The organism is Mesorhizobium sp. CO1-1-11 (assembly GCF_020164995.1).
Classification (GTDB): domain Bacteria; phylum Pseudomonadota; class Alphaproteobacteria; order Rhizobiales; family Rhizobiaceae; genus Mesorhizobium; species Mesorhizobium australicum.
Genome location: NZ_JAIUHE010000007.1, coordinates 1 through 26,210, shown reverse-complemented (window position 1 = coordinate 26,210; position 26,210 = coordinate 1). Strand labels below are relative to the sequence as shown.

Genomic DNA, 26,210 nt, shown 5'->3' with positions numbered 1-26,210 from the left:
GCTCCTATTCAGCAGCCACGCGCGCTGGCGCGGGCTTGAAATCCTCGGGGAAATGGGTGATCGAGCTCATCACCGGGTAGGGCGTGAAGCCGCCCAGCGCGCAGAGCGAACCGAACTTCATCGTGTTGCAGAGGTCGGTAACCAGAGCGAGGTTCTTTTCCGGCTCGATTCCGGCGGCGAGCCTGTCGATGGTTTCCACGCCCCGCGTCGAGCCGATGCGGCAAGGAGTGCACTTGCCGCAGCTTTCGATGGCGCAGAACTCCATGGCGAAGCGTGCCTGCTTCAGCATGTCGGCGGTATCGTCGAAAACCGTGATGCCGGCATGGCCGATCAGCCCATCGCGCTTGGCGAATTCCTCGTAGTCGAACGGCGTGTCGAACAGTGCGCGCGGGAAGTAGGCGCCGAGCGGTCCGCCAACCTGCACCGCCTTCACTGGGCGCCCGGTGGACGTGCCGCCGCCGATCTCGTCGACGATCTCGCCCAGCGTCAGGCCGAAAGCGGTTTCGAACAGGCCGCCTTGCTTGACGTTGCCGGCGATCTGGATCGGGATCGTGCCGCGCGAGCGGCCCATGCCAAAATCCTTGTAGAAGGCGGCGCCCTTGTCCATGATGATGGGTACGGAAGCCAGCGAAATGACGTTGTTGATCACCGTCGGCTTGCCGAACAAACCCTGTATCGCGGGCAGCGGCGGCTTGGCGCGCACCACGCCGCGCTTGCCTTCCAGGCTGTTCAAGAGCGAGGTTTCCTCGCCGCAGACATAGGCGCCGGCACCGACGCGGATTTCCATGTCGAAGGCGTTGGGCGAACCCAGCACATTGACGCCGAGCACACCGGCCTTGCGGGCGATCTCGACGGCCTTGTTCATGACAGCCACCGCGTGCGGATATTCCGAGCGGATATAGACGAAACCCTTGGTCGCGCCGGTGGCGATGCCAGCGATGGTCATGCCTTCGATGAGCACGAAGGGGTCGCCCTCCATGATCATGCGGTCGGCGAAGGTGGCGCTGTCGCCCTCATCGGCATTGCAGACGATGTATTTGCGCTCCGATGTCGTATCGAGCACCGTCTTCCATTTGATGCCGGTCGGGAAGCCTGCGCCGCCGCGGCCGCGCAGGCCGGAGTCGGTGACCTGCTTGACGACGTCGGCGGGCGCCATGGCCACCGCGTTCCGCAGGCCGCTCAGTCCGCCGAGCGATTTGTAGGCATCGAGCGACAGCGGGTCGTTGATGCCACAACGTGCAAACGTCAAGCGAGTTTGTTTGGCCAGGAACGGAATCTTGTCCGGTGCGCCGAGCCAGCGCTTGTGATGGCCGCCGGTGAGAAAACCGCTGTCGAACAGGCTCTTCACGTCCGACGGTTTCACCGGCCCGTAGGCGACACGGCCATTGGCCGTCGCCACTTCGACCATCGGTTCGAGGAAATAGGCGCCGCGCGAGCCGTTGCGCACAATCTTGGCCTCGATGCCGCGCTCCGCGAGTTCCTTGGCGACGGCCTTCGCGACCTTTTCCGCGCCCAGCGCCAGTGCGCCGGAATCGCCGGGAATATAGATGCGGGGGGTCATGAGCGCACCTCGGCGACGATCTCGTCGATCCTGTCGTCATCCAACCGACCGATCACCTCGCCATCCAGCATCGCAGACGGCGAGCAGGCGCACAGCCCGAGGCAATAGACCGGTTCCAGCGTAACCGATCCGTCACGCGTGGTCTCATGGAAGTCGATGCCGAGCAACTGCTTGACCTTGGCGGCGACCGCGTCCGAACCCATCGACTGGCAGGCTTCCGCCTGGCAGAGCTTGAGCACGTGCCGCCCGGCCGGGCGCGCGCGGAAATCATGATAGAAAGTCACGACACCATGCACCTCGGCCCTGGACAGGTTCAGGCCGTCGGCAATGATGGGGACGGCATCCTGCGGGACGTGGCCGAATTCTTCCTGGATGCCGTGGAGGATCGGCAGCAGCGGACCCTCGAGGTCCTTCAACTCCTGGATAATCGCCGCCGTGCGCGATGCGATCTCGGTACTTGCAGGCTGCATCGTCATGCAGCGCCCTCCCTGGTCGATAGCTTTTATCGCTAAGTCTTTACAAAATCAGAGGAAACCCGCGAAATCAATAAAGCTGTTTCGTTGCTCGATAGAAATCTTCTATCGACGAGCTTCGCTCAGCATTGTCTAGCCTAGCGGTGGGCGCGGAAATCGTCTGCCAGCGCCATCGCCTCGTCCAGCAGCGCCTGCACCAGCGGCGTGTGCGGCTCGCGCGGCGCGGCGACCAGCCCGACTGTGTGGCTGGCATCGGGCTCGACGATCGGAATGGCCCGGATCGGTTCGGAAAAACCGAATGTTTCCGCAAGGTTGAGTGGCATGATCGATGACCATTTGCCGGTCCGGATGTGCGAGAAGAGCACGATCATCGAATTCGATTCCAGCGTCGGCCGCACCTGCACGCCGGCTTCCGCCAGGTGCTGGTCGATGATGCGGCGGTTCTGCATGTCCGGCGTCAGAAGGCACAGCGGCAACTGGCTGATCTCGGACCATGTCACTTTGTCGCGGTCGGAATAGGGATTGCCGATTGCGGTGATCAATTGGTAGCGCTCGTCATAGAGGGGCACGCTGGTCACCCGTCCCAGCGGTTCGTTGTCGAGATAGGTGATGCCCGCGTCGACATCGAAATTGCCAAGCAGCGACAGCACTTCGATCGAGGTCCGCGACAGCACCGAAAAGGTGACGCCTGGGTGCTTGTCTCGAAAGGGCGTCGTTAATCTCGCGACCATCGCCAATGCCGTCGGGATTGCTGCAATCCGGATGCGGCCGGAAAGGCCATACCGGGCGGCGCGCATCTCCTCGCGCATGGTCCTGGAGTCGCCGACGATGCGGCGCGCCCAGACCAACACTTGCTTGCCCTCCGGGGTCAGCCCCTGGAACCGCGACCCGCGATTGACCAACATGACGCCGAGCTGGCCCTCGAGCTGCTTGATGCCGGCCGACAGGGTCGGCTGCGTGACCCCGCACGCCTCGGCCGCCCGGCCGAAGTGCTCTTCCTTGGCCAGCGCGATGAAGAATTCCAGCTTGTCGATCATTGGCGGAAGCTATCCGGCGCGGTGGCGTCGCGCCAGATGGTGTCGCGCTCAAACCTCCAATGCATGTCGCCCGAAAGTGACTTCGGTTTTGGGACAACGACATGCATAAAAAAGCGATCGCGCCGCGCTGCCTCGATCGCCGGATCTACCGATCCACGAGATTGAGGATGTTGCCGTCCGGATCCTTGAACCATGCGACTTTCATGCCGCCGCCGACATGCAGGTCGCCCTCCATCGTTAGGCCGGGCATCTCGTAATGCTCGAAGGCGACACCCTTCGACTTGAGGGCGTCGACGACATCGGCGATGGCGTCGCCGACCCTCCAGGTTACCGCCGTCGCCTTGTTGGTCCCTGCGAATTCGGAACGATAGACATTGATCGTGGTATCGCCGCTTTTGTAGACGATCAATTCGCCGCCCTCATCGTGCACCTGTTCCAGGCCGAGTGTTCTCTCATAGAAGGCCTTGGCCTTTGCCAGATCCTTCACGGCGAGGTTTGCCGATGCGTTGCTGTTTGCAAGCATGATCGTCTCCTTCCCTGGTTGTCATTCCCTCTGGTCATGGAAATAGGTCGCCCAGGCCGCTTGACGACCGCCATCATGCCTGGCGCTTGGAGCGGTCCGCGATCTGCACTATGTGAGCTGCAGCCGAACGCCAGGGAACAACAGCCATGTCCATCACCAAGGAAATCGTCACCGAACGGCTGAAGACGGTCAACGGGCCGGACTTTACCGGCAACATCGTCGACCTCGGCATGGTTTCGGAGATTTTCATCGCCGATTCGAAAGTGTTCTTCTCGATCACCGTTCCCGCCGCGCGCGCCCAGGAGATGGAGCCGTTGCGCGCCGCCGCCGAGCGGGTGGTGAAGGCCATTCCCGGCGTCGCCGGTGCGGTCGTCGCGCTGACGGCTGAAAAGAAAGGCGGCGGCATGGAGGCGTCGGTTCCATCGCGTCCCGCACCCAGGCCGGCGCCGACGGCTCCGGTCGCTGCGGCCCCGCGGGCGGCTCCGCATGCTCCCGCTTCGCAGAGCCAGGGCAAGCGCGGCGTGCCCGGCATCGAGGCGATCATAGCGGTTGCTTCCGGCAAGGGTGGCGTCGGCAAGTCGACCACGGCCGTCAACCTGGCGCTTGGCCTGGCCGCCAATGGCTTGCGGGTCGGTGTGCTGGATGCCGACATCTATGGCCCGTCGATGCCCAGACTGCTTAACATCCATGGCCGGCCGCAGACGGTCGACGGCAAGATCCTGAAACCGATGGAGAATTACGGCCTCAAGGTGATGTCGATGGGTTTCCTCGTCGATGAGGAGACGCCGATGATCTGGCGCGGGCCGATGGTGATGTCGGCGCTGACGCAGATGCTGCGCGAGGTTGAATGGGGGCGGCTCGACGTGCTCGTCGTCGATATGCCGCCCGGCACGGGCGATGCGCAACTGACCATGGCCCAGCAGGTGCCGTTGGCGGGTGCCGTCATCGTCTCGACGCCGCAGGACCTGGCACTGATCGATGCCCGCAAGGGCCTCAATATGTTCAGGAAAGTCGATGTGCCGCTGCTCGGCATCGTCGAGAACATGAGTTACTTCATCGCCCCGGATACCGGCAAGCGATACGACATCTTCGGCCATGGCGGCGCGCGCCGCGAGGCGGAGAGGCTCGGCGTCACCTTCCTCGGCGAGGTGCCGCTTGAAATGGGCATCCGCGAGAGCTCCGACGCCGGCACGCCCGTGGTCGTCTCGAAGCCGGATGGCGCCGAGGCGAAAATCTATCGCGATATCGCCTCCAAGGTCTGGGAAAGGGTCAACGAGGAACGCGGCGCGGCCGAAGCGACCGTGCCGAGTATCGTCTTTGAGTGAACCCTCACGGGGAGTGCGTCAGCCGCCCACTTTCTCGCCGAAAGCCGAAAAGAACTGTCCGGCCAGTTTCTTCGACGTCGATTCGATCAGCCGGCTGCCGAGTTGCGCGATCTTGCCGCCGACTTCTGCCTTGGCCGCATATTTGAGGACCGTCGCGTCCGGCCCGTCGGCGGTGAGCGTGACGTCGGCGCCGCCCTTGGCGAAGCCGGCGATGCCGCCCTTGCCTTCGCCCTGGATGGTGTAGGCATGCGGCGGCTTGAGATTCCTGAGCGTCACTTCGCCGTTGAAGGTGGCCTTGATCGGCCCGATCTTCAGCACCACCGTTGCCGCCATCTCGGTCGCCGATTTCATTTCCAGGCTCTGGCAGCCCGGAATGGCGCCCCTCAGGACGGTTGGGTCGTTCAGCGCTTCCCACACTTTCTGCACGGGTGCGGCGATACGTTCCTCGCCCTCGATCACCAAAGCCATCTAAACCTCCCGCATCGCCTATGTCGGATTGGTCGTAGCGTGCGGCTCGATAGCTGTCTATCGCACCAAAGTCCGGATTCAGATCACGCGTGCCCCTTGCCTGCATCCGCGCGTTGTCATATCGATTTGTCATACAAATACGGAGACCATGATGGCCGGCGCCCCCACGAAAAAGAAAAAGTTCCGCTCGCAGGAGTGGTTCGACAATCCCGACAATCCGGGAATGACGGCGCTTTATCTCGAGCGCTACCTGAATTACGGGCTGACTCGCGCCGAGCTGATGTCGGGCAAACCGCTGATCGGCATCGCGCAGACGGGCTCTGACCTTTCGCCTTGCAACCGGCACCATATCGAACTCGCCAAGCGCGTGCGCGAAGGCATCGTCTCGATGGGCGGCATTCCTTTCGAATTCCCCTGTCACCCGATCCAGGAGACCGGCAAGCGGCCGACCGCGGCCCTCGACCGCAACCTCGCCTATCTCAGCCTTGTCGAGGTGCTCTACGGTTATCCGCTCGACGGCGTCGTGCTCACCATCGGCTGCGACAAGACCACGCCTGCCTTGCTGATGGCGGCGGCGACCGTCAACATCCCGGCCATCGCGCTGTCGGTCGGCCCGATGCTCAATGGCTGGCATAAGGGCAAGCGCACCGGCTCGGGCACCATCGTCTGGGAATCGCGCCAGCGCCTATCGGCCGGCGAGATCGGCTATGACGAGTTCATGGACATCGTCGCGTCCTCGGCGCCGTCCACCGGCTACTGCAACACGATGGGCACGGCCACCACGATGAATTCGCTGGCCGAGGCGCTCGGCATGCAACTGCCGGGTTCGGCCGCCATTCCGGCGCCCTACCGCGAGCGCGGCCAGATCGCCTACGAAACCGGCAAGCGCATCGTCGACATGGTGCACGAAGACCTGAAACCGTCCGATATCATGACCCGCGCGGCTTTCGAAAACGCCATCGTCGTCAATTCGGCGATCGGCGGCTCGACCAACGCGCCGATCCATCTCAACGCCATCGCCCGCCATCTCGGCGTGCCGCTCGACAATGACGACTGGCAGACCATCGGCCTCAAAGTGCCGCTCATCGTCAACCTGCAGCCGTCAGGTGAATATCTGGGCGAAGACTATCACCACGCCGGTGGCGTGCCTGCCGTGGTCGCCGAACTGATGAAGGCCGGAATGCTGCCGCATCCCGATGCCTTGACCGTCAATGGCAAGTCGATCGGCGCCAACTGCGAGGGCGTCGCCAACGAGAATACCGACGTCATCCGCACGGTGGCCGAGCCGCTGAAGGCCAATGCCGGCTTTATCAACTTCAAGGGCAACCTGTTCGATTCGGCGATCATGAAGATGAGCGGCATTTCGCCGGAATTCCGCGAGCGCTATCTGTCGAACCCGAACGACCCGGAAGCCTTCGAAGGCAACGCCATGGTCTTCGACGGGCCCGAGGATTACCACGCCCGCATTGACGATCCGGCGCAAGGCATAGACGAGCATACCATCCTGTTTATGCGCGGCGCCGGTCCCGTCGGCTATCCCGGCGGCGCCGAGGTCGTCAACATGCAGCCGCCGGCCTACCTGATCAAGAAGGGTATCCACGCGCTGGCCTGCATCGGCGATGGCCGCCAGTCCGGTACGTCGGGCTCACCGTCGATCCTGAACGCCTCGCCGGAAGCCGCGGTCGGCGGCGGCCTGGCGCTGCTCAAGACCGGCGACCGCGTCCGCATCGACCTGCGGAAGGGCACGGCGAACATCCTCGTCAGCGATGACGAGATCACACGGCGACGCGCCGAGCTGCAGAAGGATGGCGGCTATCATTATCCCCAGCACCAGACGCCCTGGCAGGAGATCCAGCGCGGCATGGTCGACCAGTTCTCGACCGGCATGGTGCTGAAACCGGCGGTGAAATATCAGGATGTCGCCCACACGATGGGGGTGCCTCGCGACAATCATTGATTATTCCCGGGAATAGTCATCGATTATTCCTGGCTGGTCACTGATGATGGATGACGACGACCGGCGGCGTTCCGATCAGGCCGCCGTGTCACAGCCACGGGCCGGGAAACGCTCTGTCCTTGACAAGCCAGCCCAACAATTCCACCATCATCGCAAGGGGTGTATCGCGACGACCCCGTGAGGCGTCAGCCCAATGTTCGCGTCCAGGCTTCTTCAGGAGGTGGACGCCATGCCGTCAACAACCGCTATCACCGTACAGCAACTATCCCGTCTGATTGGTCTGCCGGGTGCACCTGTGATCGTCGATGTCCGTATCGATGAAGACTACAACGCCGACCCGCGCCTGCTGCCGGCCTCTCACCGGCGCAATTTCAAAACGGTCTCGGCCTGGGCAAACGACCTTGCCGGCAGCCAAGTGGCCGTCGTTTGCCAGAAGGGGCAAAAGCTCTCGCAAGGGGTGGCCGCGTGGCTGCGGCATGAAGGCATTGCCGCCGAATCCCTCGAAGGCGGCTTCGAAGCCTGGCGCGATGCCGGCGGGCTTCTGGTCCGCGCCGACAAGATACCGGCCCGCGATGAAAAGGGCCGCACCGTCTGGGTGACGCGGGCTCGCCCCAAGGTCGATCGCATCGCTTGCCCATGGCTGATCCGGCGTTTCATCGATCCCGACGCGGCGTTTCTCTTCGTCGAACCCGCTGAAGTTCCGGCTGTCGCAGACCGCTTTCAGGCCGTGCCTTTCGACATCGACAATGTGTTCTGGAGTCATCGCGGCGAGCGCTGCACCTTCGACACGATGATCGAGGAGTTCGGGCTGGAATCCCAGGCACTCGATCGGCTTGCCACGATCGTGCGCGCGGCCGACACCGCACGCCTGGATCTCGTTCCCCAGGCAGCCGGATTTCTGGCCGCCTCCCTTGGCCTGTCACGCATGTTCCGCGACGATCTGGAGCAGCTGGAGGCCGGCACGATACTCTATGACGCGTTCTTCCGCTGGTGTCGCGACGCCACTGACGAGACGCACAACTGGCCGGGCGGGGCAAAGCCGTCATGAGCAGCCTCATTTCGGGCAATGATGCCGACCTCGTCGAGGCGCCGGCGGTCCCGAGCTTCCGCGAAGCCACGAAACTCTGGGCGAAGATCGGATTGCTGAGCTTCGGCGGGCCGGCGGGGCAGATCGCGCTCATGCACAAGGAATTAGTCGAGGACCGGCGCTGGATCGGCGAACAGCGTTTCCTGCATGCGCTGAACTACTGCATGCTGCTGCCCGGTCCCGAGGCCCAGCAACTCGCCATCTATATCGGCTGGCTGCTGCACAGGACGATCGGCGGCCTTGTCGCCGGTGTCCTGTTCGTGGTGCCCGGCGCACTCGTCATGCTCACCCTGAGCATTCTATATGCGCTCTATGGTGATGTCCCGCTGGTCACGGCGCTGTTTTTCGGGGTCAAGGCCGCCGTGCTCGCGGTCGTGGTCGAGGCGGTGATCCGCATCGGCCGCCGCGCCTTGAAGAACCGGTTGATGGTGGCGATCGCGCTCTGCGCTTTTCTCGGCATCTATGTGCTCGCCATCCCGTTTCCGCTCATCGTCCTGATTGCGGGATCGGTGGGATGGGTGGGAAACCGTGTCGCGCCAGCCCTGTTTTCCGGCGCGGCGCACGGCAAGAACGACGCTCCCGACATCAGGGGCGCGGTCGACCTGATGTTCGAACGCGGCGAACTGGCCCATACCAGGCCGACACGATGGCACGCGCCGCGCACCATCGCGATCTGGCTGCCAATTTGGCTCGGGCCAGTTCTGTTGCTGTGGGCGCTCACCGGGACGAGCAGCGTGTGGACGCAGATTGGCGGCTTCTTCAGCCTCATGGCGGTTGTCACCTTTGGCGGCGCCTACGCGGTTCTTGCCTATGTCGCGCAGGCAGCCGTGCAGTCCTTCGGCTGGCTCGCCCCTGGTGAAATGGTCGATGGCCTCGGCCTTGCCGAGACCACGCCGGGTCCACTCATTCTGGTGTTGCAATTCGTCGGCTTCATCGCCGCGTTTCGCCACTCCGGCTCGTTGGATCCGCTGCTTGGCGGATCGCTTGGAGCGCTGCTGACGCTGTGGGTTACGTTCACACCCTGCTTCTTCTGGATATTCCTCGGCGCGCCCTACATTGAGGCCCTGCGCGGCAACAAGGCACTGTCGGCCGCGCTGGGCGCGATCACCGCCGCCGTGGTCGGCGTCGTCATGAACCTTGCTCTGTGGTTCGCCTTGCACGTCGTCTTCCGCGAAGTGCGCATGACGGGCCTTGGCATGAATGTGCCGGTGCTTTCGTCGATCGACTGGCGAGCCGCGCTGCTTTCAGTGGCCGCCATGGTCGCCATCCTGAAGTTGAAAACCGGTGTGCTGCCGACGCTTGCGGGATGCGCTCTTGCCGGCGTGTTGCTGCTCGCCGCGGGCGGCTAGTGGATGTCGCCCGGAAGTGTCTTCGGTTCGGGAAAACGACATGCATCGAAACAAGATCTAAGGCGCGTCGCATGAATCCGTTTCGACGCGACGCGCTTTAGATTATCCGGCGCCTTTGTATTCCGCTTCCGAACCACCTAACTGGTGGAAAACGGATTGGACCAGCAATGGCGGGACGACGCTCTTCCCTCGGCTTTCTCGGTATGTTCGGCCGCTCGGGTGATTTGCGGCAGCTCGATGCCGCCTTGCGTGGCGCCGACCTGCATCCCGCCCTTGTGCCCGAAGGGGTGAAACTAACCATCGTCAATCTGATGAAGGACCACTGGCCCGAGGAGCCGCCGCCGCAGGCCTATCCGCGGGTAGCGAACCTGTTCAGCTACTGCATCGCCGGACCGGAAACCTTCGAGCGTGCGCAAGGTCCGCAGCAGCGGCTCGACGCGGAGCGCCGGATCGGGGCCGCTCTCGAAACCGGCGACGATCTCGATGCGCAGATCGTGCTGATGGCACTGCACGCCAAGCTGATCAACGCCGAGGTGGTTGAGCGCTTCGGGCTGGGCGCCGACTGAGCGCTTTCGTGAAACGCTGAAACCGCTCTAAGCCCGGCTTATCTCCTGGAGATACCAGCCGATATAGCGCAACTCGTTGTACTCCATCGGCGCGATCGGTCCGGGCACGAAATAGTGCGAGCGTACGCCGCGCGCCGTATGCTCGATGATCTTCTTGTCCTCGTCCGTGGTGACCTTCCACAGCCAGGTCAGTTTTTCCAGATCGTAGTCCTGGCCTTCGACAGCGTCGCCGCGCACCAGCCAGATCAGTTCCATCTCGCAGGTCTGAGCCGTTTTCGGGATGAATCGGTAGATCATCCCGTGGTCGGGATAGCAGACAAGGAAAGTCGTGCCGCCAAGATGGATGGAGGTGACGCCGCCGTCATAGTCGGTGAAGCGGCCCATCAGTGGCGCGACGGGGGAGCCGTCCCGGCTGCCGCTCGAAACGCCGTCATAGAGCGCATAGCGGAAGGTGTGGATCGCCTCCTGGCCGGCGGCCGAATTCTGCCAGCGATCGCCGCTGCCGATCTCGATGCCGAGAGCGCAGGTCCGCTGTTCCATCGCGGCATTGAGCTGCTCGATCATCTCCGCGGGCTTTTCCAGCGCGTGCGTCTGCGAATATTCGGGATGCGCCGGTCCGCAATGGTAGCATTCGACGTAATTTTCGACGGCGAGCTTCCAGTTCGCGTCGAGCGGATAGCTTTGGCGATAGGCCACCTTGGCATCGCCCCAACCATATTGTCCGCAACTCGTGCGCAAAGATTGCTCGATCGGATCGAAATCGAGTGGCGTCTCGGCGAAGGAGATGAAGACAAGGCCGGTCGCGACGCGGACATGGAGCTTCTTCAGCCCGTGCGCGGTGCGGTCGAAATCCTTCGGCATCAGCCTGGCGGCGCGCAGCGAGCCGTCATTGGAATAGGTCCATGCATGGTACGGGCAGACGAACACTTTCGCGTTGCCCTTCTCTTTGGTGCAGACCTCGGCGCCGCGATGGCGGCAGACATTGAGCATGGCATGCACGGTGCCATCCATGCCACGCGACAGGATGACCGCCTCGTCACCGAGCTTGAACAGTTCGAAGTCGCCGGGGTTGGGAATGACGCTGGCATGCGCCAGGCAGTGCCAATGGCGGCGGAACAGACGTTCCATGTCCCGCTCGAAAATATCCTGGTCGTGGTAGAATGGGCGCGTCAGGCCGTAGCCTGGCCGGTGCGAGGCCACCAGCCGATCGATGGCATCTTCGGTATTTGCGGCTTGCTGGATAGGATAGACGCTCATTTGTCGTTCTGCCCAATGGTTGGTTCTGTCGGTGGCTATCTGTATGTCGGTCTTCTGGCTAGCCGCCCATGCTCGCGCGCGGCAGGTGGATCAGGTTGCCGAAGCGGGCGCGCAATCTGTCGTCGACCAGCTTGGGCACGTGCCGCGGAAATCGTTCCGCAAGGATGCGCTTCTTTTCGCCGATCGCCCGGGCCAATATATCAGGGCGGCCTTTTTCGTTCCATTCCTTCGGTGAGGAACGGTCGCCGAAGGCGGGATAAAAACGCTCTGCCCGGGCCGACTTGAGCGTTTGCTCGTTGTCAAGATAATGGCCCGGACCCTTGAGGCAGACATCGGCGATGGTGTCGATCGACAGCGCTTCGTCCGTCACTTCGATGCCCCGTGCGCAGCGCAAGCAATGGCCAAGCATGTCATTGTCGATGATCAGGCTTTCCAGGCAGAAGCCGAGCAGCGAGGCATGCATGCCGGCCGATTCGTAGACGAGGTTGAGGCCCGAGAGGCCGGCCATCACGTTGGTGATGCCTTTCTCGTAGCCGGACTGGATATCGGGCAGTTTCGAGTCTGTCATGCCGGCGGCCGAGCCGCCGGGCAGGTCGTAGAATTGCGCCATCTGCGCGCAGGCCGCCGTTACCACCGCCTGTTCGGCCGAGCCCCCGGCCATGGTGTTGGTGCGCAGGTCCGACATGAACGGCCAGGCGCCGAAGATCGCCGGATGTCCCGGCTTGAGTGCGTTGACATACACCAGGCCAGCCAGCACTTCGGCCACTGCCTGCGCGACCGCGCCGGCCATCGCCGCCGGAGCGGTTGTTCCGGACTGGCCGGTGGAGAGGAGCAGGATGGGGATGCCGCCTTCGACACAGGCCTCGAGCACGCCGCAGGCATCCTCGGCGAACTTCATCGGTGGCACGACGAAGGAGTTGGAGTTGGAAACGAATGGCCGGGCGCGGAAATTCTCCTCGCCACCGGCGATGGCATAGAGCATTTCGAGCGCCGGCTTCACATTCTCGCGCACGGTGAAGGACGTGCCGACATGCTTCGACGTCCCCATCACGCAGGCGTAGAGCGTGTTGAAATCCATATCGAGCGGGTCGGCGATGTCGCGCGCCACCATCGGCCGCTGGAAAAAATGGATGTTGCTCAGTCCATCGACGATGCGGGCGGCGTCATAGATGTCCTGCAGCTTCGATTCGCGATACTCGCGTTTTTCGAGATCCACCAGATGCACGGCGATACCCGCCGTGCCGTAATGGACGCGCTTGCCCTGGATCACCATGTCGTGCCTGGGGTCCTGGCCATGCAGCGTGAAATGCCGCGCGGCTCGCTTGATGGTGTCGAGTACGAGCGCACGGGGGAAACGGATGCGGCCATCGTCGCCATGGGTGGCGCCAGCCTTGGTCAGGACTTTTATGCAGGACGGGATGGCGTTGGCGAAGCCGACCGTTTCCAGAAGCGTCAGCACGCCCTCATGGATGCGCTCGCAGTCGTTTCCGCGCAATGGCCCGTAACTGCCACCTTCCATGGCTTGGTGTAGTGGCCCATTTGGTGGAATGGCTGGTTTGCCCGCCTGTCCCGTTTCGCGATCGCCGGAGCGTTGTGGACGACGGTTCGCCGGCATGTCCTGCTTTTCGACAGCCACTGGCATGGAAGCACTCCACCTCTACCGGCAGGAGCTCGTGGCGGTTGGTCCACCATCAACCTGCTTCTTCTCTGACGCCGACTATGCCGCCGGCACTGGCCCATCCTATGAGCCAGCTGGCCCAGCTACATGTGCCAGACCTAAAACAAACCGGAGCCGCTGAGAAGCGGCTCCGGTCACGAAATCGGCTTGATGGATCAGGCGGCGGCCGGCCTGCGTCCGGCTGCGGTGGCCAACTCGCGGATGCCGGGCTCGATGTGCTGCAGAGCGATAGAGGAAATGCCCAACCGCATGAAACGCGAAGGCTTCTCGGTGCGGTCGAAGAAGCGGTCGCCGGGCTCGATGATGACGCTGCGCGAGGCCGCTGCTTCGGCCAAACCGCGGGAATCGGTGCCGCGAGGCCCTTCCAGCCACAGCGACGTGCCGCCGGCCGAGTCGGTCGAGCGCCATTCCGGCAGGAAGGCCGAAATCGCATGGACCAGCCGCTTGCGCCGCTCGTCGAAGGCGCTCGACAGCCGCCGCACCAGCGCTTCGTGATGGCCGAGCGACAGGAAGAGCGCCACGGCGCGCTGATTGTTGGCCGGCGGATGGCGCAGCATGAAGCGGCGCAGCGCCCTGAGTTCGGCGATCAGTCCAGCGGAAGCCACGATGTAGCCAAGCCGCAGCCCCGGGGCCAGCGTCTTCGACATCGAGCCGACATAGACGACGCGGCCGGAACGGTCGAGGCTCTTCAATGCCTGCTGCGGCGCCTCGTCGAGAAGCTGGCTGTCATAGCCGTCTTCGATGATGATCTGGTTGTGCCGGTTGGCGCGCGCCAGAAGATCCTGCCGCCGCTCCGCCGACAACGGCACCATGGTCGGGCAATGATGACTGGGGGTGACGAAGACGAAGCCGGAATCATTGGGAATAGAAGAGGTTACGATACCGGACTGGTCCACTGGCACCGGCTCGATGTCGGCGCCCGCGAGCCGGAAGATCGAGCGTGCGTCGGGATAGCCTGGATCCTCCATCGCCACTTTCGAGCCCTTGGTCATCAGCAGCGAGGCCAGCATATAGAGCGCGTTCTGGGCGCCCAGCGTGACGATGATCTCGTCGGGATTGGCGAAGATGCCGCGCCGGGGCAGCAGCCGTGCCTGGATTTGCTCGATCAGCAGCGGATCGTCGCGGTCGACCATGTCGGACGCCCAGTTGCGGATCTCCAGCACGGCCAGCGCCATGCGGTTGCACTCGCGCCACTCGGCGGTCGGGAACAGCGCCGGGTCGAACTGGCCGTACACGAAGGGGTAGGAGGACTTGATCCAGTTCTCGTGCTTGGCGGGCGGCGGCATGTCGCTTGCCGCGATCTGCCGGCGCGCCTTCCAGTCGATCTCGTTGGCCTGGTCGGGTGCTTTCTGGTGCGGTTTGGCGGGTGTCGCCAGCACGTCCGGATTGACGAAATGGCCGCGCCGCTCGCGCGCCACCAGGAAACCCTGGTCGACGAGCTGCTGGAATGCCAGCACCACCGTTCCGCGTGCGACGCCGAGTTTCTCGGCCAGGATACGGCAGGAAGGCAGCGGCATCGAAGCGGCGATCTGGCGGTCGAGAATCGCGGCCACGATGGCTTGGCGGATCTGCGCCTGCAGGGTCTGGCCGGATTCAGCCGAAATCCGGAACAGGCCGGACCATATCGCCGTGTCGTTTCTCTGTGGCATGGAAGATGTTCCTCGATGGCCAGCTTTTTTCGCTTGGCTGGACCAGCCGAACGTAACCGTGGCACAAGGGGTTGCGCCAATCAATTTTTCTGATCTTTGGGATTTATGCCAGTGATCCTTCAAGCTCGAAATAAGGTGCGGCCCCTCGCTCTCGACACCACCTCGCTCCTCGATACCCACCTCCTTGCTCGATACATTGTGTCATCGCATCGTGATGTGCTGCGTCATCGCCGCGTATTGACCGGATGGATTTCGGCTCAATAGTTGGGGCGCGACGACACGCGCCGGAAACATCCGGTCTGATATGGTGCGTCGAAAAAGCCAGGAGTCCCCGCCAGTGGATCAGTCAGCCTTCCAGAAACAGCTTGCCGCCCTGCGCGACCATCGCGCCGCGGCCCCGGGCGACATGCGCCAGGCTTTTGCCGCCGATCCGCAGCGCTTCAAGACATTCTCCGTCGCTGACGGCGACTTCCTGCTCGACTGGTCGAAATGCGCCGTCGACGCGGCAACCATGGATATCCTTGAGAAGCTCGCCGCCGCCGCCGATCTCGAAGGCCGTCGCGCCGCCATGTTCGCCGGCAAGAAGATCAACATCACCGAAGACCGCGCCGTCCTGCACACGGCGCTGCGCAACCTGAGCGGCAAGGGCGTCACGGTTGACGGCCAGGACGTCCAGGCGGATGTCATATCCGTGCTCGACGCCATGGGCGCCTTCGCCGATGCCATTCGCTCCGGCAAGGCAACAGGCGCCACCGGCAAGAAGATCACCGATATCGTCAACATCGGCATTGGCGGCTCCGACCTGGGTCCGGCGATGGCGACACTGGCGCTCGCCCCCTATCATGACGGCCCGCGCGCCCACTATGTCTCCAACATCGACGGCGCTCACATCCACGACACGCTGAAGGGGCTGTCCGCCGAAACCACGCTGTTCATCATCGCCTCCAAGACCTTCACCACGGTCGAGACGATGACCAATGCGCAGACGGCGCGCGACTGGGTGCAGAAGGCGCTCGGCAAGGAGGCCGTGGGCAAGCATTTCGCCGCCGTCTCTACCGCGCTCGACCTGGTGGCCAAGTTCGGCATCGAGCCGGATCGCGTCTTCGGCTTCTGGGACTGGGTCGGCGGCCGCTATTCGCTGTGGGGCGCGATCGGCCTGCCGGTCATGATCGCCATCGGCCCAAGGAACTTTCGCGCTTTCCTCGACGGCGCGCACGAAATGGACGAACACTTCCGCACCGCGCCGCTCCAGAAAAACCTGCCGGCGCTCCTCGGGCTGGTCGGCTGGTGGCACCGCGTGGTCTGCGGCTATCCGGCCCGTGCGGTCATCCCCTACGATCAGCGCCTGTCCAGGCTGCCGGCCTATCTGCAGCAACTCGACATGGAATCGAACGGCAAGAGCGTTACCCTTGACGGTACTCCGGTGACGACGCCGACCGGGCCGCTGGTCTGGGGCGAGCCAGGCACCAACGGCCAGCACGCCTTCTTCCAGCTGCTGCACCAGGGCACCGATTTGATCCCCGTCGAGTTCCTGGCCGCCGCCGTCGGCCACGAGCCTGATCTCAAGCATCAGCATGACCTGCTGCTCGCCAACTGCCTGGCGCAGTCGGAAGCGCTGATGAAGGGCCGTACGCTGGAAGAGGCGCGCGCGCAGATGCTGGCCAAGGGCATGAAGCCGGCCGATGTCGACCGTATCGCGCCGCATCGTGTCTTCTCCGGCAACCGGCCCTCGGTGACCATTCTCTACCGCAAGCTCGACCCGCGCACCTTCGGCCGGCTGATCGCGCTTTACGAGCACCGCGTCTTCGTCGAGGGCACGCTGTTCAACATCAACTCCTTCGACCAGTGGGGCGTCGAACTCGGCAAGGAATTGGCCACCGGCCTCCTGCCTGTCGTGGAAGGCAAGGAAAGCGCCGCAAACCGGGACGCCTCGACCAGGGGCCTTGTGGAACGCATCCACCAATTGCGTGGTTCGGAGTGAAGCGCTTGGCTGACATCAAGGGGATATTGTTCGACAAGGACGGAACGCTTGTCGACTTCAACGCGACCTGGCTCGGCGTCGCCGACTTCATGGCCATGGACGCGGCCGACGGCGACCGCTGGAAAGCCGACAGGCTGCTCGCGGCCGCGGGCTTCGATTTCGCCAACCGGCGCTTCAAGCCCGATTCCATCTTTGCCTCCGGCACCAATCTCGACGTTGTCGAACTGTGGTTCCCGCGCCTGTCCAACGAAGACCAGATGCTGGCCGTTGCCCGTTTCAACGAGATCACCTCGGTGCAGGGCTCGACGATGGCGGTGGCGCTGCCAGGCATCGCCGACACGCTGGCTCTGCTGCACAGGCGATCCTACCGGCTTGGCGTCGCCACCAACGATTCGACCAGCGGCGCGGAAAAGACGCTTGTCACGCTGGGTGTCGCGCAACTGTTCGAAGCCGCCTATGGCTATGACGCGGTGGCCAACCCCAAGCCCGCTCCCGACACCATCCAGGCCTTTTGCGATCTTACGGGGCTCAAGCCGTCTGAGATCGCCATGGTCGGCGACAACAGGCACGATCTCGAAATGGCGCGTGCCGGCGGCTGCGGCCTGGCGGTGGGCGTGCTCTCCGGCACCGGCACGCGCGAATCGCTGGCCGAGATCGCCGATGTCATCCTGGATTCGGTTGCCGATCTGCCGGATTTCCTTTCGACGCGGGTCAAGGAGACGGTCTGATCGGCAGGGCGGCGTACTGTTCGGGCTGGAGGCGAAAGACAGCGCTCGGCTTGAGCGCGGCGTCTTCCGCCTCGCCGAAATCCGGCACCTTGTATTCGGCAAGCAGCCGCAGCCGCGAGCGCGGCAGATAGGCCCGGCCCGGATCGCCGACCAGCACCTCGATGCCGACGGCGAGGCAGCGGTCGAGGAAAGGCATCATCCCCAAGGCGACACCTTGTCCGTAGAACACGTCGCCGGCGAGCACCAGGTCCACGGCGGGCGGTGGCCCGGTGGTGATGTCGTTCCCCATTATCGTGATCGTGACGCCATTGGCCGCTGCATTCAGCGCCAGCGAGGCAACACCGTTCCGATCGACCTCGGCGGCTATCACCTCACACGCGCCGGCCTTTCCCGCGGCAATGCCGACAATGCCGGAGCCTGCTCCAAGGTCGAGCACGCGGCGGCCCGCCACGATCTCCGGATGGTCCAGCACATAGCGCGCCAGCACGGCGCCGCCTGCCCAAGCATAGGCCCAATAGGGCGGCTGCGGCTCCTGGGAATCGGCGTCATGGCCTTCGACAAGGCGCCTCAGCCCGCTGCTCGGGTGGGCGGTATAAAGCCAGATTTCGGGAAGCGCCGGCACCGATGTCAGGCGCATGTTCGCCTTGATGAATTCCGCCGGGTCGAGGCGCGGGCGCCGGTCCGGCGTATCGTCCTTGGCGAGACCCACTATTCGCGCAGCGCCCGCCGCAGGATTTTGCCGACCGGCGTCTTCGGCAATTCGGTCCTGAACTCGATGTATCTGGGCCGCTTGTAGCCGGTCAGGTTCTCGCGGCAAAAGGCGGTGATGGCCTCGGCGGTCAGGGCCGGGTCTTTCTTGACGATGAACAGTTTCGGCACTTCGCCCGAATGCTCGTCCGGCACGCCGATCGCCGCCACTTCGAGCACGCCGGGATGCGCCGCCACGACTTCCTCGAGTTCGGTCGGATAGACGTTGAAGCCGGAGACGAGGATCATGTCCTTCTTGCGGTCGACGATCTTGGTGAAGCCGCGATCGTCCATGAAGCCCATGTCGCCGGACTTGAAGAAGCCGTCCTTGGTCATCACCCTGGCGGTCTCGTCCGGCCGGTTCCAGTAACCGGCCATCACCTGCGGTCCCCTGATGCAGATCTCACCGACTTCGCCCAGCGGTACGTTGTTGCCGTCGTCGTCGCGAATGGCGATTTCGGTCGAGGGCAGCGGCAGGCCGATAGTGCCGGTGAACTCGCCGGAGCTGAACTTGTTGGCCGTCGCCACCGGCGAGGTCTCCGAAAGACCGTAGCCTTCGCTGATGGGGCAACCGGTCAGCGCCTTCCAGCGCTCGGCGACACCCTTCTGTACCGCCATGCCGCCGCCAAGCGTCAAGAGCAGCGGCTTGAAGTCGAGCTTGCGAAAGTCCTCATTGTTGAGCAGCGCGTTGAACAGCGTGTTGAGGCCCGGAAAGATATGGATCGGATACTTGCCCATTTCCTTGACGAAGCCGGGAATGTCGCGCGGATTGGGGATCAGTATGTTCTGGCCGCCCATCTGCATGCCCATCAGTGCATTCACCGTCAGCGCGAAGATATGGTAGAGCGGCAGTGCGCAGACTAGGTTGAGATGCGCCGGCTTTGGCTTGACGGTATAGGCGTCCTGCAGCCAGAGCGCATTCTGCGCGACATTGGCCAGCACATTGCTGTGCGAGAGGGTCGCGCCTTTCGAGATTCCGGTGGTGCCGCCGGTATATTGCAGGAAGGCGACATCGCTGGCGGCCACCGTGGCCGGCTTAAACGTCATGCCGCGGCCAGTCTTGAGGGCCGCATTGAACTTGACATGGCCAGGCAATGACCAGGCCGGCACCATCTTTTTGACGCGGCGCACGACCAGATTGACGATCGAGCCCTTCAGGCCGCCGAGCAGGTCGCCCATTGCCGCGACGACGACGTGCTTGACCGAGGTCCTGGCGACGACCGCCTGCAGGGTGTTGGCGAAGTTTTCGAGGATGACGATGGCCTGCGCCCCGGAATCCTTGAGCTGATGCTCCAGTTCGCGTGGCGTGTAGAGCGGATTGACGTTCACCACCGTGAAGCCGGCGCGGGCGACCGCCATCATCGCTATGGGATATTGCAGCACGTTCGGCATCATCAGGGCCACACGCGCGCCCTTCTGCAATCCTGTGGACTGCAGGTAGGCTCCGAAGGCCGCCGAAGACTGTTCGAGCTGCGCGTAGGTGATGGACTTGCCCATGCACGTGAAAGCCGGCTGGCCCGCGAACTGCTTGCAGGCGCCAACGAGGAAGTCGCCGATGGAACCGTAGGGAAGGGCGCCGATCTCGGCCGGCATGTTCTTGGGATAGCTGTTGAGCCATGGCTTTTGCGGCAGGCCGGCGGCGAGTTCGGTGAGCGCCTTCGGCAGCCGTTGGCTGGCCGCTGTCGCTGGCTTGGAGACCGGTGCAGTCTTCGCCGGTGGCGAACTCTTCGTCGTCGCGGTTTTGCCCGTTCCGGCCTTGCCCGATCCGGGCTTGGTCGCGGGTGCCTTTGTCGGCGCGGCCTTCGACGCCGGCTTCGCGGCGGTCCTGGCGGTGGCCACGGTTTTTGCCGCGGGTGCTTTCTTGCCGGCCGCCGCCTTCGCGGTCGCGGCCTTGCCCGCGGCCTTGCCTTGCCCGTCGCCGCCGGCGGCTGGCCTAGGCCCCGCCTTGGCCGACGCTTTCACCGGCTCCTTCGATGCTTTTGCCACCCGTTCCTCCTCGACAACCCTGGTCGCCTGTTCTCGTTGGCCCATACCGCGCCGCCTCCGGATTGATGGAGACGTCCCTCCGCTGCCGCCAGTTGTCTATCTATGTATTGCCTCTATCGGCGGCGGTGCAAGTCTTGCCCTTGCGGCAAGATGCCGAAAGATTTGCCGCCGAAAATCTTTCCCGCCGGCCACGGCCGGAACCGGCATCTTTCCGCACCGGCGGCGGATGAATACTGGGCGCGGCACCCTTGTCGCCTGACGCCTGATCAATAAAAAAATGCGGTCGTTAATAATATCGTGAATAGAAAAAACTGCTAATTTTTTCTGCCATTTAGCAAAATCGCGGATTTTTTTCCTGCTTCCCGCGGGGTAAGCAAACGGGGTGTTCCAAACCCGGAAAAACGGTGCTTATATGCGCGCTTCGCGAGCCTGATAGAGGGGCTTGGAAGAACATCAGGGAGTGCTCAATGAAGAAGAAATTGACTTTTGCAGCCGCGTTGCTGGCTGCAAGCGTCCTGGGCGGCGTGGCCAACGCGAAAACTCTGGTCTATTGCGCTGAAGCGTCGCCGGAGGGTTTCGACCCGGCGCCGTATACCGCGGGCCAGACATTCGACGCGTCCTCGCGTACCGTCTTCAATCGCCTTGTCGAATTCGATCACGGCAAGACCTCGGTTTCGCCCGGCCTGGCGGACAGCTGGACCATTTCCGACGACGGCAAGGAATATACTTTCAAGCTGCGCAAGGGCGTCAAGTTCGCGCCCACCGACTACTTCACCCCGACCCGCGACCTGAACGCCGACGACGTGGTGTTCTCGTTCGAGCGCCAGGTCGACAAGAATGGCCCCTGGTTCCAGTACATACCGGGCATTGCCTACCAGTATTACAATGACCAGTTCGGCGACAACATCACCAAGGTCGAGAAGGTCGACGACCTGACGGTGAAGTTCACCCTCAAGGAACCGGCGATCACCTTCATTCCGACGCTGGGCATGGATTTCGCCTCGATCGTCTCGAAGGAATATGCCGACAAGCTGCAGGCCGACAAGACGCCTGAACTGTTCAACCAGAAGCCGATCGGCACTGGGCCGTTCATCTTCGTCGACTACCAGACCGATGCCGCCATCCGCTACAAGGCCAACCCGGACTATTGGGGCGGCAAGCAGAAGATCGACGATCTGGTCTTCGCCATCACCACCGATCCGGCGGTGCGCGCGCAGAAGCTGAAGGCCGGCGAATGCAACATTATGTCCTATCCGGCACCGGCCGACATTGCCGGCCTGCAGGCTGATGCGAACCTGACGGTCGCGGAGCAGGAAGGCCTCAACGTCGGCGCGCTGATGTACAACACCCAGCAGAAGCCGTTCGACGACGTGCGTGTCCGCAAGGCGCTCAACATGGCCATCAACAAGAAGGCCATCATCGACGCCGTGTTCCAGGGCGCCGGCCAGGTGGCGATCAACCCGATCCCGCCGACCATGTGGTCCTACAACAAGGACGTGAAGGACGATCCGTACGATCCGGACGCGGCCAAGAAGATGCTTGAAGAGGCCGGCGTCAAGGACCTCAAGATGAACGTCTGGGCGATGCCCGTCTCGCGTCCGTACATGCCGAACGCGCGCCGCACCGCCGAGCTGATCCAGGCGGACTTCGCAAAGGTCGGCGTCACCGTCAACATCGTCAGCTACGATTGGGGTGAATACCTCAAGCGCGCTTCCGCGGTCGATCACGACGGCGCCGTCATCGTCGGCTGGACCGGCGACAATGGCGATCCGGACAACTTCCTCGGCGTGCTCCTGAGCTGCGCTTCCGTCGGTTCGAACAACCGCGCGGAATGGTGCAACAAGGACTTCGATGCGCTCATCAACAAGGCCAAGACGGTTTCCGACCAGGCCGAGCGCACCAAGCTCTACGAACAGGCACAGGTCATCTTCAAGGAGCAGGCACCGTGGGCGACGCTCGCCCACTCCAAGGTGTTCATGCCGATGCAGAAGACCGTCTCCGGCTTTGCGATGGATCCGCTCGGTATCCATCGCTTTGACGGCGTCGATATCGCCGAATAAGGTTCGCGAAACGGGGCGGCGCCCCCACGCGCCGCCCCCCCCCCCCCCCCCCCCCCCCCCCCCCCCCCCCCCCACCTCGCCCGCCATGCTGCGTTATATCCTCGGCAAGCTCGCCCTCATCATCCCGACCTTCATCGGGATAACCATCCTCGCTTTCGGCTTCGTGCGCATCCTGCCCGGTGATCCGGTGCTGGTGCTTGCGGGCGAACGTGGCCTGTCGCCCGAACGTCATACGGCGCTGATGCACCAGTTCGGGTTCGACCTGCCGATCTGGCAACAGTATCTGACCTATCTGACCAATATCCTCGGCGGCGATTTCGGCACCTCGTTTTCAACCAAGACGCCGGTGCTCAAGGATTTCCTGGTGCGGTTCCCGGCCACGGTCGAACTCGCCATCTTCGCCATGATCTTCGCCGTCATCTTCGGTGTCGCCTTCGGCATTTTCGCCGCCATCCGCCGCGGCTCCTGGTTCGACCAGCTGACCATGGGCACCGCGCTCGCCGGCTATTCCATGCCAATCTTCTGGTGGGGGCTGCTGCTGATCATCGTGTTTTCCGGCACGCTGCACTGGACGCCGGTCTCGGGCCGCATCGACCTTCTCTATTTCTTCAAGCCGGTGACCGGCTTCATGACCATCGATTCCCTCATCTCGGGCCAGAAGGGCGCCTTCCGCTCGGCGGTGTCGCACCTCATCTTGCCCACCATCGTGCTCGGCACCATTCCGCTGGCGGTCATCGCCAGGCAGACCCGCTCGGCCATGCTCGAAGTGCTGGGAGAGGATTATGTGCGCACCGCGCGCGCCAAGGGCCTGGCGCCGCGGCGCGTCATCGGCCTGCATGCCTTCCGCAACGCGCTGATCCCGGTCGTCACCACGATCGGCCTGCAGGTCGGCACGCTGTTGACCGGCGCCATCCTGACCGAGAGCATCTTTTCGTGGCCGGGCATCGGCAAGTGGATGATTGATGCCATTTCCAAGCGCGACTATTTCACCGTGCAGGGCGGGTTGCTTTTGATCGCGCTGATCGTCATGTCGGTGAACCTTATCGTCGACGTGCTCTATGCCGTCATCAACCCGCGCATCCGGGCGAATTGACATGACCAATGAAGGCCCAGCCACCATCGAAGCCGCAACCGTCGTCAAGCCGCAGGATGCGCGGCTGCAGATGTTCGCCGAATTCTGGCACTATTTCTCGATCAACAAGGGCGCGGTGATCGGCCTCTTCGTCTTCGCCCTGCTGATCCTGATCGCCATCTTCGCGCCGTTGCTCGCCCCGCATTCGCCTGATGACCAGTTCCGTGACTTCTTCCTGACGCCGCCGGCCTGGCAGGCGGGCGGCAACGCACAGTTCCTGCTCGGCACCGACGCCGTCGGCCGCGATATGCTTTCGCGCCTGATTTACGGCTCGCGATTCTCGCTCGCCATCGGCTTCGTCGTCGTCACCACGGCACTGATCTCCGGCGTCATCCTCGGCCTGCTCGCCGGCTACTGCCGTGGCTGGGTCGACACGCTGATCATGCGCATCATGGACATCATCCTGGCTTTCCCGTCGCTGCTGCTGGCCTTGGTGCTGGTCGCGGTGCTCGGCCCTGGCCTCGTCAATGCCATGATCGCCATCGCCTTCGTGCTGCAGCCGCACTTCGCCCGGCTCACCCGCGCCGCCGTGATGGCGGAGAAGACCCGCGAATATGTAGTCTCGGCCAAGGTCGCCGGGGCCAGCCATCTCAGGCTGATGCTGGTCACCATCCTGCCCAACTGCATCGCCCCGCTGATCGTGCAGGCGACGCTGTCCTTCTCCAACGCCATCCTCGAGGCGGCCGCCCTCGGCTTCCTCGGCATGGGGGCGCAGCCGCCGACGCCGGAATGGGGCACCATGCTTGCCGAAGCGCGCGAGTTCATCCTGCGCGCCTGGTGGGTGGTGACCTTCCCCGGCCTCGCCATCCTGATTACCGTCTTTGCCATCAACCTGATCGGCGACGGCCTGCGCGACGCGCTTGACCCCAAGTTGAAGAGGTCGTGAGCATGTCCCTGCTCGAGATCAAGAACCTCACCGTTTCCTTCGACACCGCCGCCGGACCGTTCATGGCCGTGCAAGGCATCGACCTTTCGGTCGAGCCGCGCGAGGTGCTGGCGATCGTCGGCGAGTCCGGCTCCGGCAAATCGGTCTCGATGCTGGCGGTGATGGGGCTGTTGCCCAACACCGCGACGGTCAAGGCCGACCGCATGGCTTTCGATGGCGTCGACCTGTTGAAGCTCAGCCCATCCGAACGCCGCAAGATCGTCGGCAAGGACATCTCGATGATCTTCCAGGAGCCGATCGCCAGCCTCAACCCATGCTTCACCGTCGGCTTCCAGATCGAGGAAGTGCTGCGCTTCCACATGGGCATGGATCGCGCCCAGCGCCGCGCGCGCGCTATCGAACTGATGAAGCTGGTCGGCATCGCCGACCCGGAGGAGCGCTTGAGCTCGTTTCCGCACCAGATGTCGGGCGGCCAGTGCCAGCGCGTCATGATCGCGATCGCCATCGCCTGCAATCCGAAGCTCTTGATCGCCGACGAGCCGACCACCGCGCTCGACGTCACCATCCAGAAGCAGATCCTCGATCTCCTGGTCTCGCTGCAGGCCAAATACGGCATGGGCCTGATCATGATCACCCACAATATGGGCGTGGTGGCCGAGACCGCCGATCGCGTCATCGTCCAGTACAAGGGCCGCAAGATGGAAGAGGCCGACGTGCTGTCGCTGTTTGAATCGCCGAAAAGCAATTACACGCGCGCGCTGCTGTCGGCGCTGCCGGAAAACGCCGTCGGCGACCGGCTGCCGACTGTGTCCGACATGCTGTTCGAGCCTGCCCCTTCGGCAGCGGGAGCCTCGGCATGAGCACCACGGTCCTCGAAGGCAAGAACATCGTTCGCGACTACCATATCGGCGGCGGCCTGTTCACTGGGCCGCGCACCGTGCATGCGGTCAAGGGCGTCTCCTTCACGGTGGACAAGGGCAAGACGCTGGCCATCGTCGGCGAAAGCGGCTGCGGCAAGTCCACGCTCGCCCGCATCATCACCTTGATCGATCCCGCGACGTCGGGCGAGCTGTTCATCGACGGCAACAAGGTCGATATCGCCAAAGGCGGATTGACGAAGGAGATGCGCCGCAAGGTGCAGATCGTCTTCCAGAACCCTTACGGATCGCTCAATCCGCGCCAGAAGATCGGCGATGTGCTGGGCGAGCCGCTGCTCATCAACACCGACAAGCCGGCCGCCGAACGGCGCGACCTCGCCATGAAGATGCTGAAGAAGGTCGGCCTCGGTCACGAGCACTATAACCGCTACCCGCACATGTTCTCGGGCGGCCAGCGCCAGCGCATCGCCATTGCCCGTGCGCTGATGCTCAACCCAAGCCTGCTGGTGCTCGACGAGCCGGTTTCGGCGCTCGATCTCTCGGTGCAGGCGCAGGTGCTCAACCTGCTCGCCGACCTGCAGGACGAATTCCAGCTGACCTTTGTCTTCATCAGCCACGATTTGTCGGTGGTGCGCTACATCGCCGACGACGTGATGGTGATGTATTTCGGCGAGGCGGTCGAATACGGCCCGCGCGACGAGGTCTTCGCCGACCCCAAGCACAGCTACACCAGGACGCTGTTCGCCGCGACACCGCGCGCCGACGTGGCGAGCATCAAGGCGAGGCTGGCGAAGAAGAAGGCCGCCTAGAGTCTTTCATGTTTTGATGGCAGCGTATCCAGCATTCGCGAAGTAGTTGCCGCATTCTTCAGGCTCGATCGTT

The 26,210-nt window shown here is 63.4% G+C and carries 22 protein-coding genes; 12 read left to right on the top strand and 10 right to left on the bottom strand.

Going from position 1 to position 26,210, the window contains the following annotated elements:
- Window positions 1-4: 4 nt before the first annotated feature.
- From LB554_RS09595 to LB554_RS09580, 4 genes are all read right to left on the bottom strand, one after another.
- Entirely contained in the window at window positions 5-1,561 is a 1,557-nt protein-coding gene (locus LB554_RS09595; protein WP_140614860.1) for a formate dehydrogenase beta subunit, read from the bottom strand.
- A complete protein-coding gene (locus LB554_RS09590) occupies window positions 1,558-2,037 on the bottom strand; it encodes a formate dehydrogenase subunit gamma (protein WP_140614859.1) in 480 nt (159 codons plus the stop codon). The genes LB554_RS09595 and LB554_RS09590 overlap by 4 nt, the downstream gene beginning before the upstream one ends.
- A 134-nt stretch (window positions 2,038-2,171) precedes the next feature.
- Window positions 2,172-3,071: a LysR family transcriptional regulator gene (locus LB554_RS09585; RefSeq protein WP_015314117.1), complete on the bottom strand. Its 900-nt coding sequence runs from the start codon at window positions 3,069-3,071 to the stop codon at window positions 2,172-2,174.
- A 145-nt stretch (window positions 3,072-3,216) separates the two neighbouring features.
- On the bottom strand, window positions 3,217-3,594 hold the full coding sequence (locus LB554_RS09580) for a VOC family protein (protein ID WP_140614858.1): 378 nt from the start codon (window positions 3,592-3,594) through the stop codon (window positions 3,217-3,219).
- Between the two features lie 146 nt (window positions 3,595-3,740).
- Between LB554_RS09580 and LB554_RS09575 the strand changes: the two genes are divergently transcribed.
- Window positions 3,741-4,919 (top strand): Mrp/NBP35 family ATP-binding protein, encoded by a 1,179-nt coding sequence (locus LB554_RS09575; protein WP_224584252.1) that lies wholly within the window; start codon window positions 3,741-3,743, stop codon window positions 4,917-4,919.
- Between the two features lie 18 nt (window positions 4,920-4,937).
- Here the strand turns inward: LB554_RS09575 and LB554_RS09570 are convergent, their stop codons facing one another.
- A complete protein-coding gene (locus LB554_RS09570) occupies window positions 4,938-5,387 on the bottom strand; it encodes an SRPBCC family protein (protein ID WP_015314114.1) in 450 nt (149 codons plus the stop codon).
- Between the two features lie 151 nt (window positions 5,388-5,538).
- Between LB554_RS09570 and LB554_RS09565 the strand changes: the two genes are divergently transcribed.
- From LB554_RS09565 to LB554_RS09550, 4 genes are all read left to right on the top strand, one after another.
- Complete coding sequence (locus LB554_RS09565) at window positions 5,539-7,344, top strand: IlvD/Edd family dehydratase (protein WP_015314113.1); 1,806 nt, start codon at window positions 5,539-5,541, stop codon at window positions 7,342-7,344.
- Window positions 7,345-7,573: 229 nt separating this feature from the next.
- Window positions 7,574-8,392, top strand: coding sequence for a chromate resistance protein ChrB domain-containing protein (locus tag LB554_RS09560; RefSeq protein WP_224584428.1), 819 nt, complete (start codon window positions 7,574-7,576; stop codon window positions 8,390-8,392).
- Window positions 8,389-9,780: a chromate efflux transporter gene (gene chrA / locus LB554_RS09555; RefSeq protein ID WP_224584250.1), complete on the top strand. Its 1,392-nt coding sequence runs from the start codon at window positions 8,389-8,391 to the stop codon at window positions 9,778-9,780. Before LB554_RS09560 ends, chrA begins: the two co-directional genes overlap by 4 nt.
- A 167-nt stretch (window positions 9,781-9,947) precedes the next feature.
- Window positions 9,948-10,346, top strand: a complete 399-nt coding sequence (locus tag LB554_RS09550; protein WP_140614852.1) for a hypothetical protein — start codon at window positions 9,948-9,950, stop codon at window positions 10,344-10,346.
- A 27-nt stretch (window positions 10,347-10,373) separates the two neighbouring features.
- On the opposite strand, the gene LB554_RS09545 is transcribed toward LB554_RS09550, so the two are convergent.
- The 3 genes from LB554_RS09545 to LB554_RS09535 all read right to left on the bottom strand — a co-directional run bounded on the left by LB554_RS09545 (window position 10,374) and on the right by LB554_RS09535 (window position 14,930).
- Complete coding sequence (locus LB554_RS09545; RefSeq protein WP_140614851.1) at window positions 10,374-11,603, bottom strand: aromatic ring-hydroxylating oxygenase subunit alpha; 1,230 nt, start codon at window positions 11,601-11,603, stop codon at window positions 10,374-10,376.
- Window positions 11,604-11,661: 58 nt separating this feature from the next.
- Complete coding sequence (locus LB554_RS09540) at window positions 11,662-13,245, bottom strand: trimethylamine methyltransferase family protein (RefSeq protein WP_224584247.1); 1,584 nt, start codon at window positions 13,243-13,245, stop codon at window positions 11,662-11,664.
- Between the two features lie 191 nt (window positions 13,246-13,436).
- On the bottom strand, window positions 13,437-14,930 hold the full coding sequence (locus tag LB554_RS09535) for a PLP-dependent aminotransferase family protein (RefSeq protein ID WP_015314107.1): 1,494 nt from the start codon (window positions 14,928-14,930) through the stop codon (window positions 13,437-13,439).
- Between the two features lie 337 nt (window positions 14,931-15,267).
- Between LB554_RS09535 and pgi the strand changes: the two genes are divergently transcribed.
- Both pgi and LB554_RS09525 read left to right on the top strand, forming a co-directional pair.
- On the top strand, window positions 15,268-16,911 hold the full coding sequence (pgi, locus tag LB554_RS09530) for a glucose-6-phosphate isomerase (RefSeq protein ID WP_411962623.1): 1,644 nt from the start codon (window positions 15,268-15,270) through the stop codon (window positions 16,909-16,911).
- A 5-nt stretch (window positions 16,912-16,916) separates the two neighbouring features.
- Window positions 16,917-17,639 (top strand): HAD family hydrolase, encoded by a 723-nt coding sequence (locus LB554_RS09525; RefSeq protein ID WP_015314105.1) that lies wholly within the window; start codon window positions 16,917-16,919, stop codon window positions 17,637-17,639.
- On the opposite strand, the gene LB554_RS09520 is transcribed toward LB554_RS09525, so the two are convergent.
- Both LB554_RS09520 and LB554_RS09515 read right to left on the bottom strand, forming a co-directional pair.
- On the bottom strand, window positions 17,623-18,348 hold the full coding sequence (locus LB554_RS09520) for a class I SAM-dependent methyltransferase (RefSeq protein WP_224584243.1): 726 nt from the start codon (window positions 18,346-18,348) through the stop codon (window positions 17,623-17,625). The genes LB554_RS09525 and LB554_RS09520 overlap by 17 nt on opposite strands.
- Window positions 18,348-20,372, bottom strand: coding sequence for a long-chain fatty acid--CoA ligase (locus LB554_RS09515; protein ID WP_224584241.1), 2,025 nt, complete (start codon window positions 20,370-20,372; stop codon window positions 18,348-18,350). Before LB554_RS09515 ends, LB554_RS09520 begins: the two co-directional genes overlap by 1 nt.
- Before the next feature lie 467 nt (window positions 20,373-20,839).
- Here LB554_RS09515 and LB554_RS09510 point away from each other — a divergent pair, with 467 nt between their 5' ends.
- From LB554_RS09510 to LB554_RS09490, 5 genes are all read left to right on the top strand, one after another.
- Window positions 20,840-22,432, top strand: a complete 1,593-nt coding sequence (locus LB554_RS09510) for an ABC transporter substrate-binding protein (protein WP_224584240.1) — start codon at window positions 20,840-20,842, stop codon at window positions 22,430-22,432.
- 85 nt (window positions 22,433-22,517) lie between these two features.
- Entirely contained in the window at window positions 22,518-23,525 is a 1,008-nt protein-coding gene (locus LB554_RS09505; RefSeq protein WP_015314101.1) for an ABC transporter permease subunit, read from the top strand.
- A gap of 70 nt (window positions 23,526-23,595) precedes the next feature.
- Entirely contained in the window at window positions 23,596-24,450 is an 855-nt protein-coding gene (locus LB554_RS09500; protein ID WP_174361976.1) for an ABC transporter permease subunit, read from the top strand.
- 2 nt (window positions 24,451-24,452) lie between these two features.
- Window positions 24,453-25,310 (top strand): ABC transporter ATP-binding protein, encoded by an 858-nt coding sequence (locus LB554_RS09495; protein ID WP_015314099.1) that lies wholly within the window; start codon window positions 24,453-24,455, stop codon window positions 25,308-25,310.
- Window positions 25,307-26,137 (top strand): dipeptide ABC transporter ATP-binding protein, encoded by an 831-nt coding sequence (locus LB554_RS09490; RefSeq protein ID WP_224584238.1) that lies wholly within the window; start codon window positions 25,307-25,309, stop codon window positions 26,135-26,137. Before LB554_RS09495 ends, LB554_RS09490 begins: the two co-directional genes overlap by 4 nt.
- Window positions 26,138-26,210: the final 73 nt, after the last annotated feature.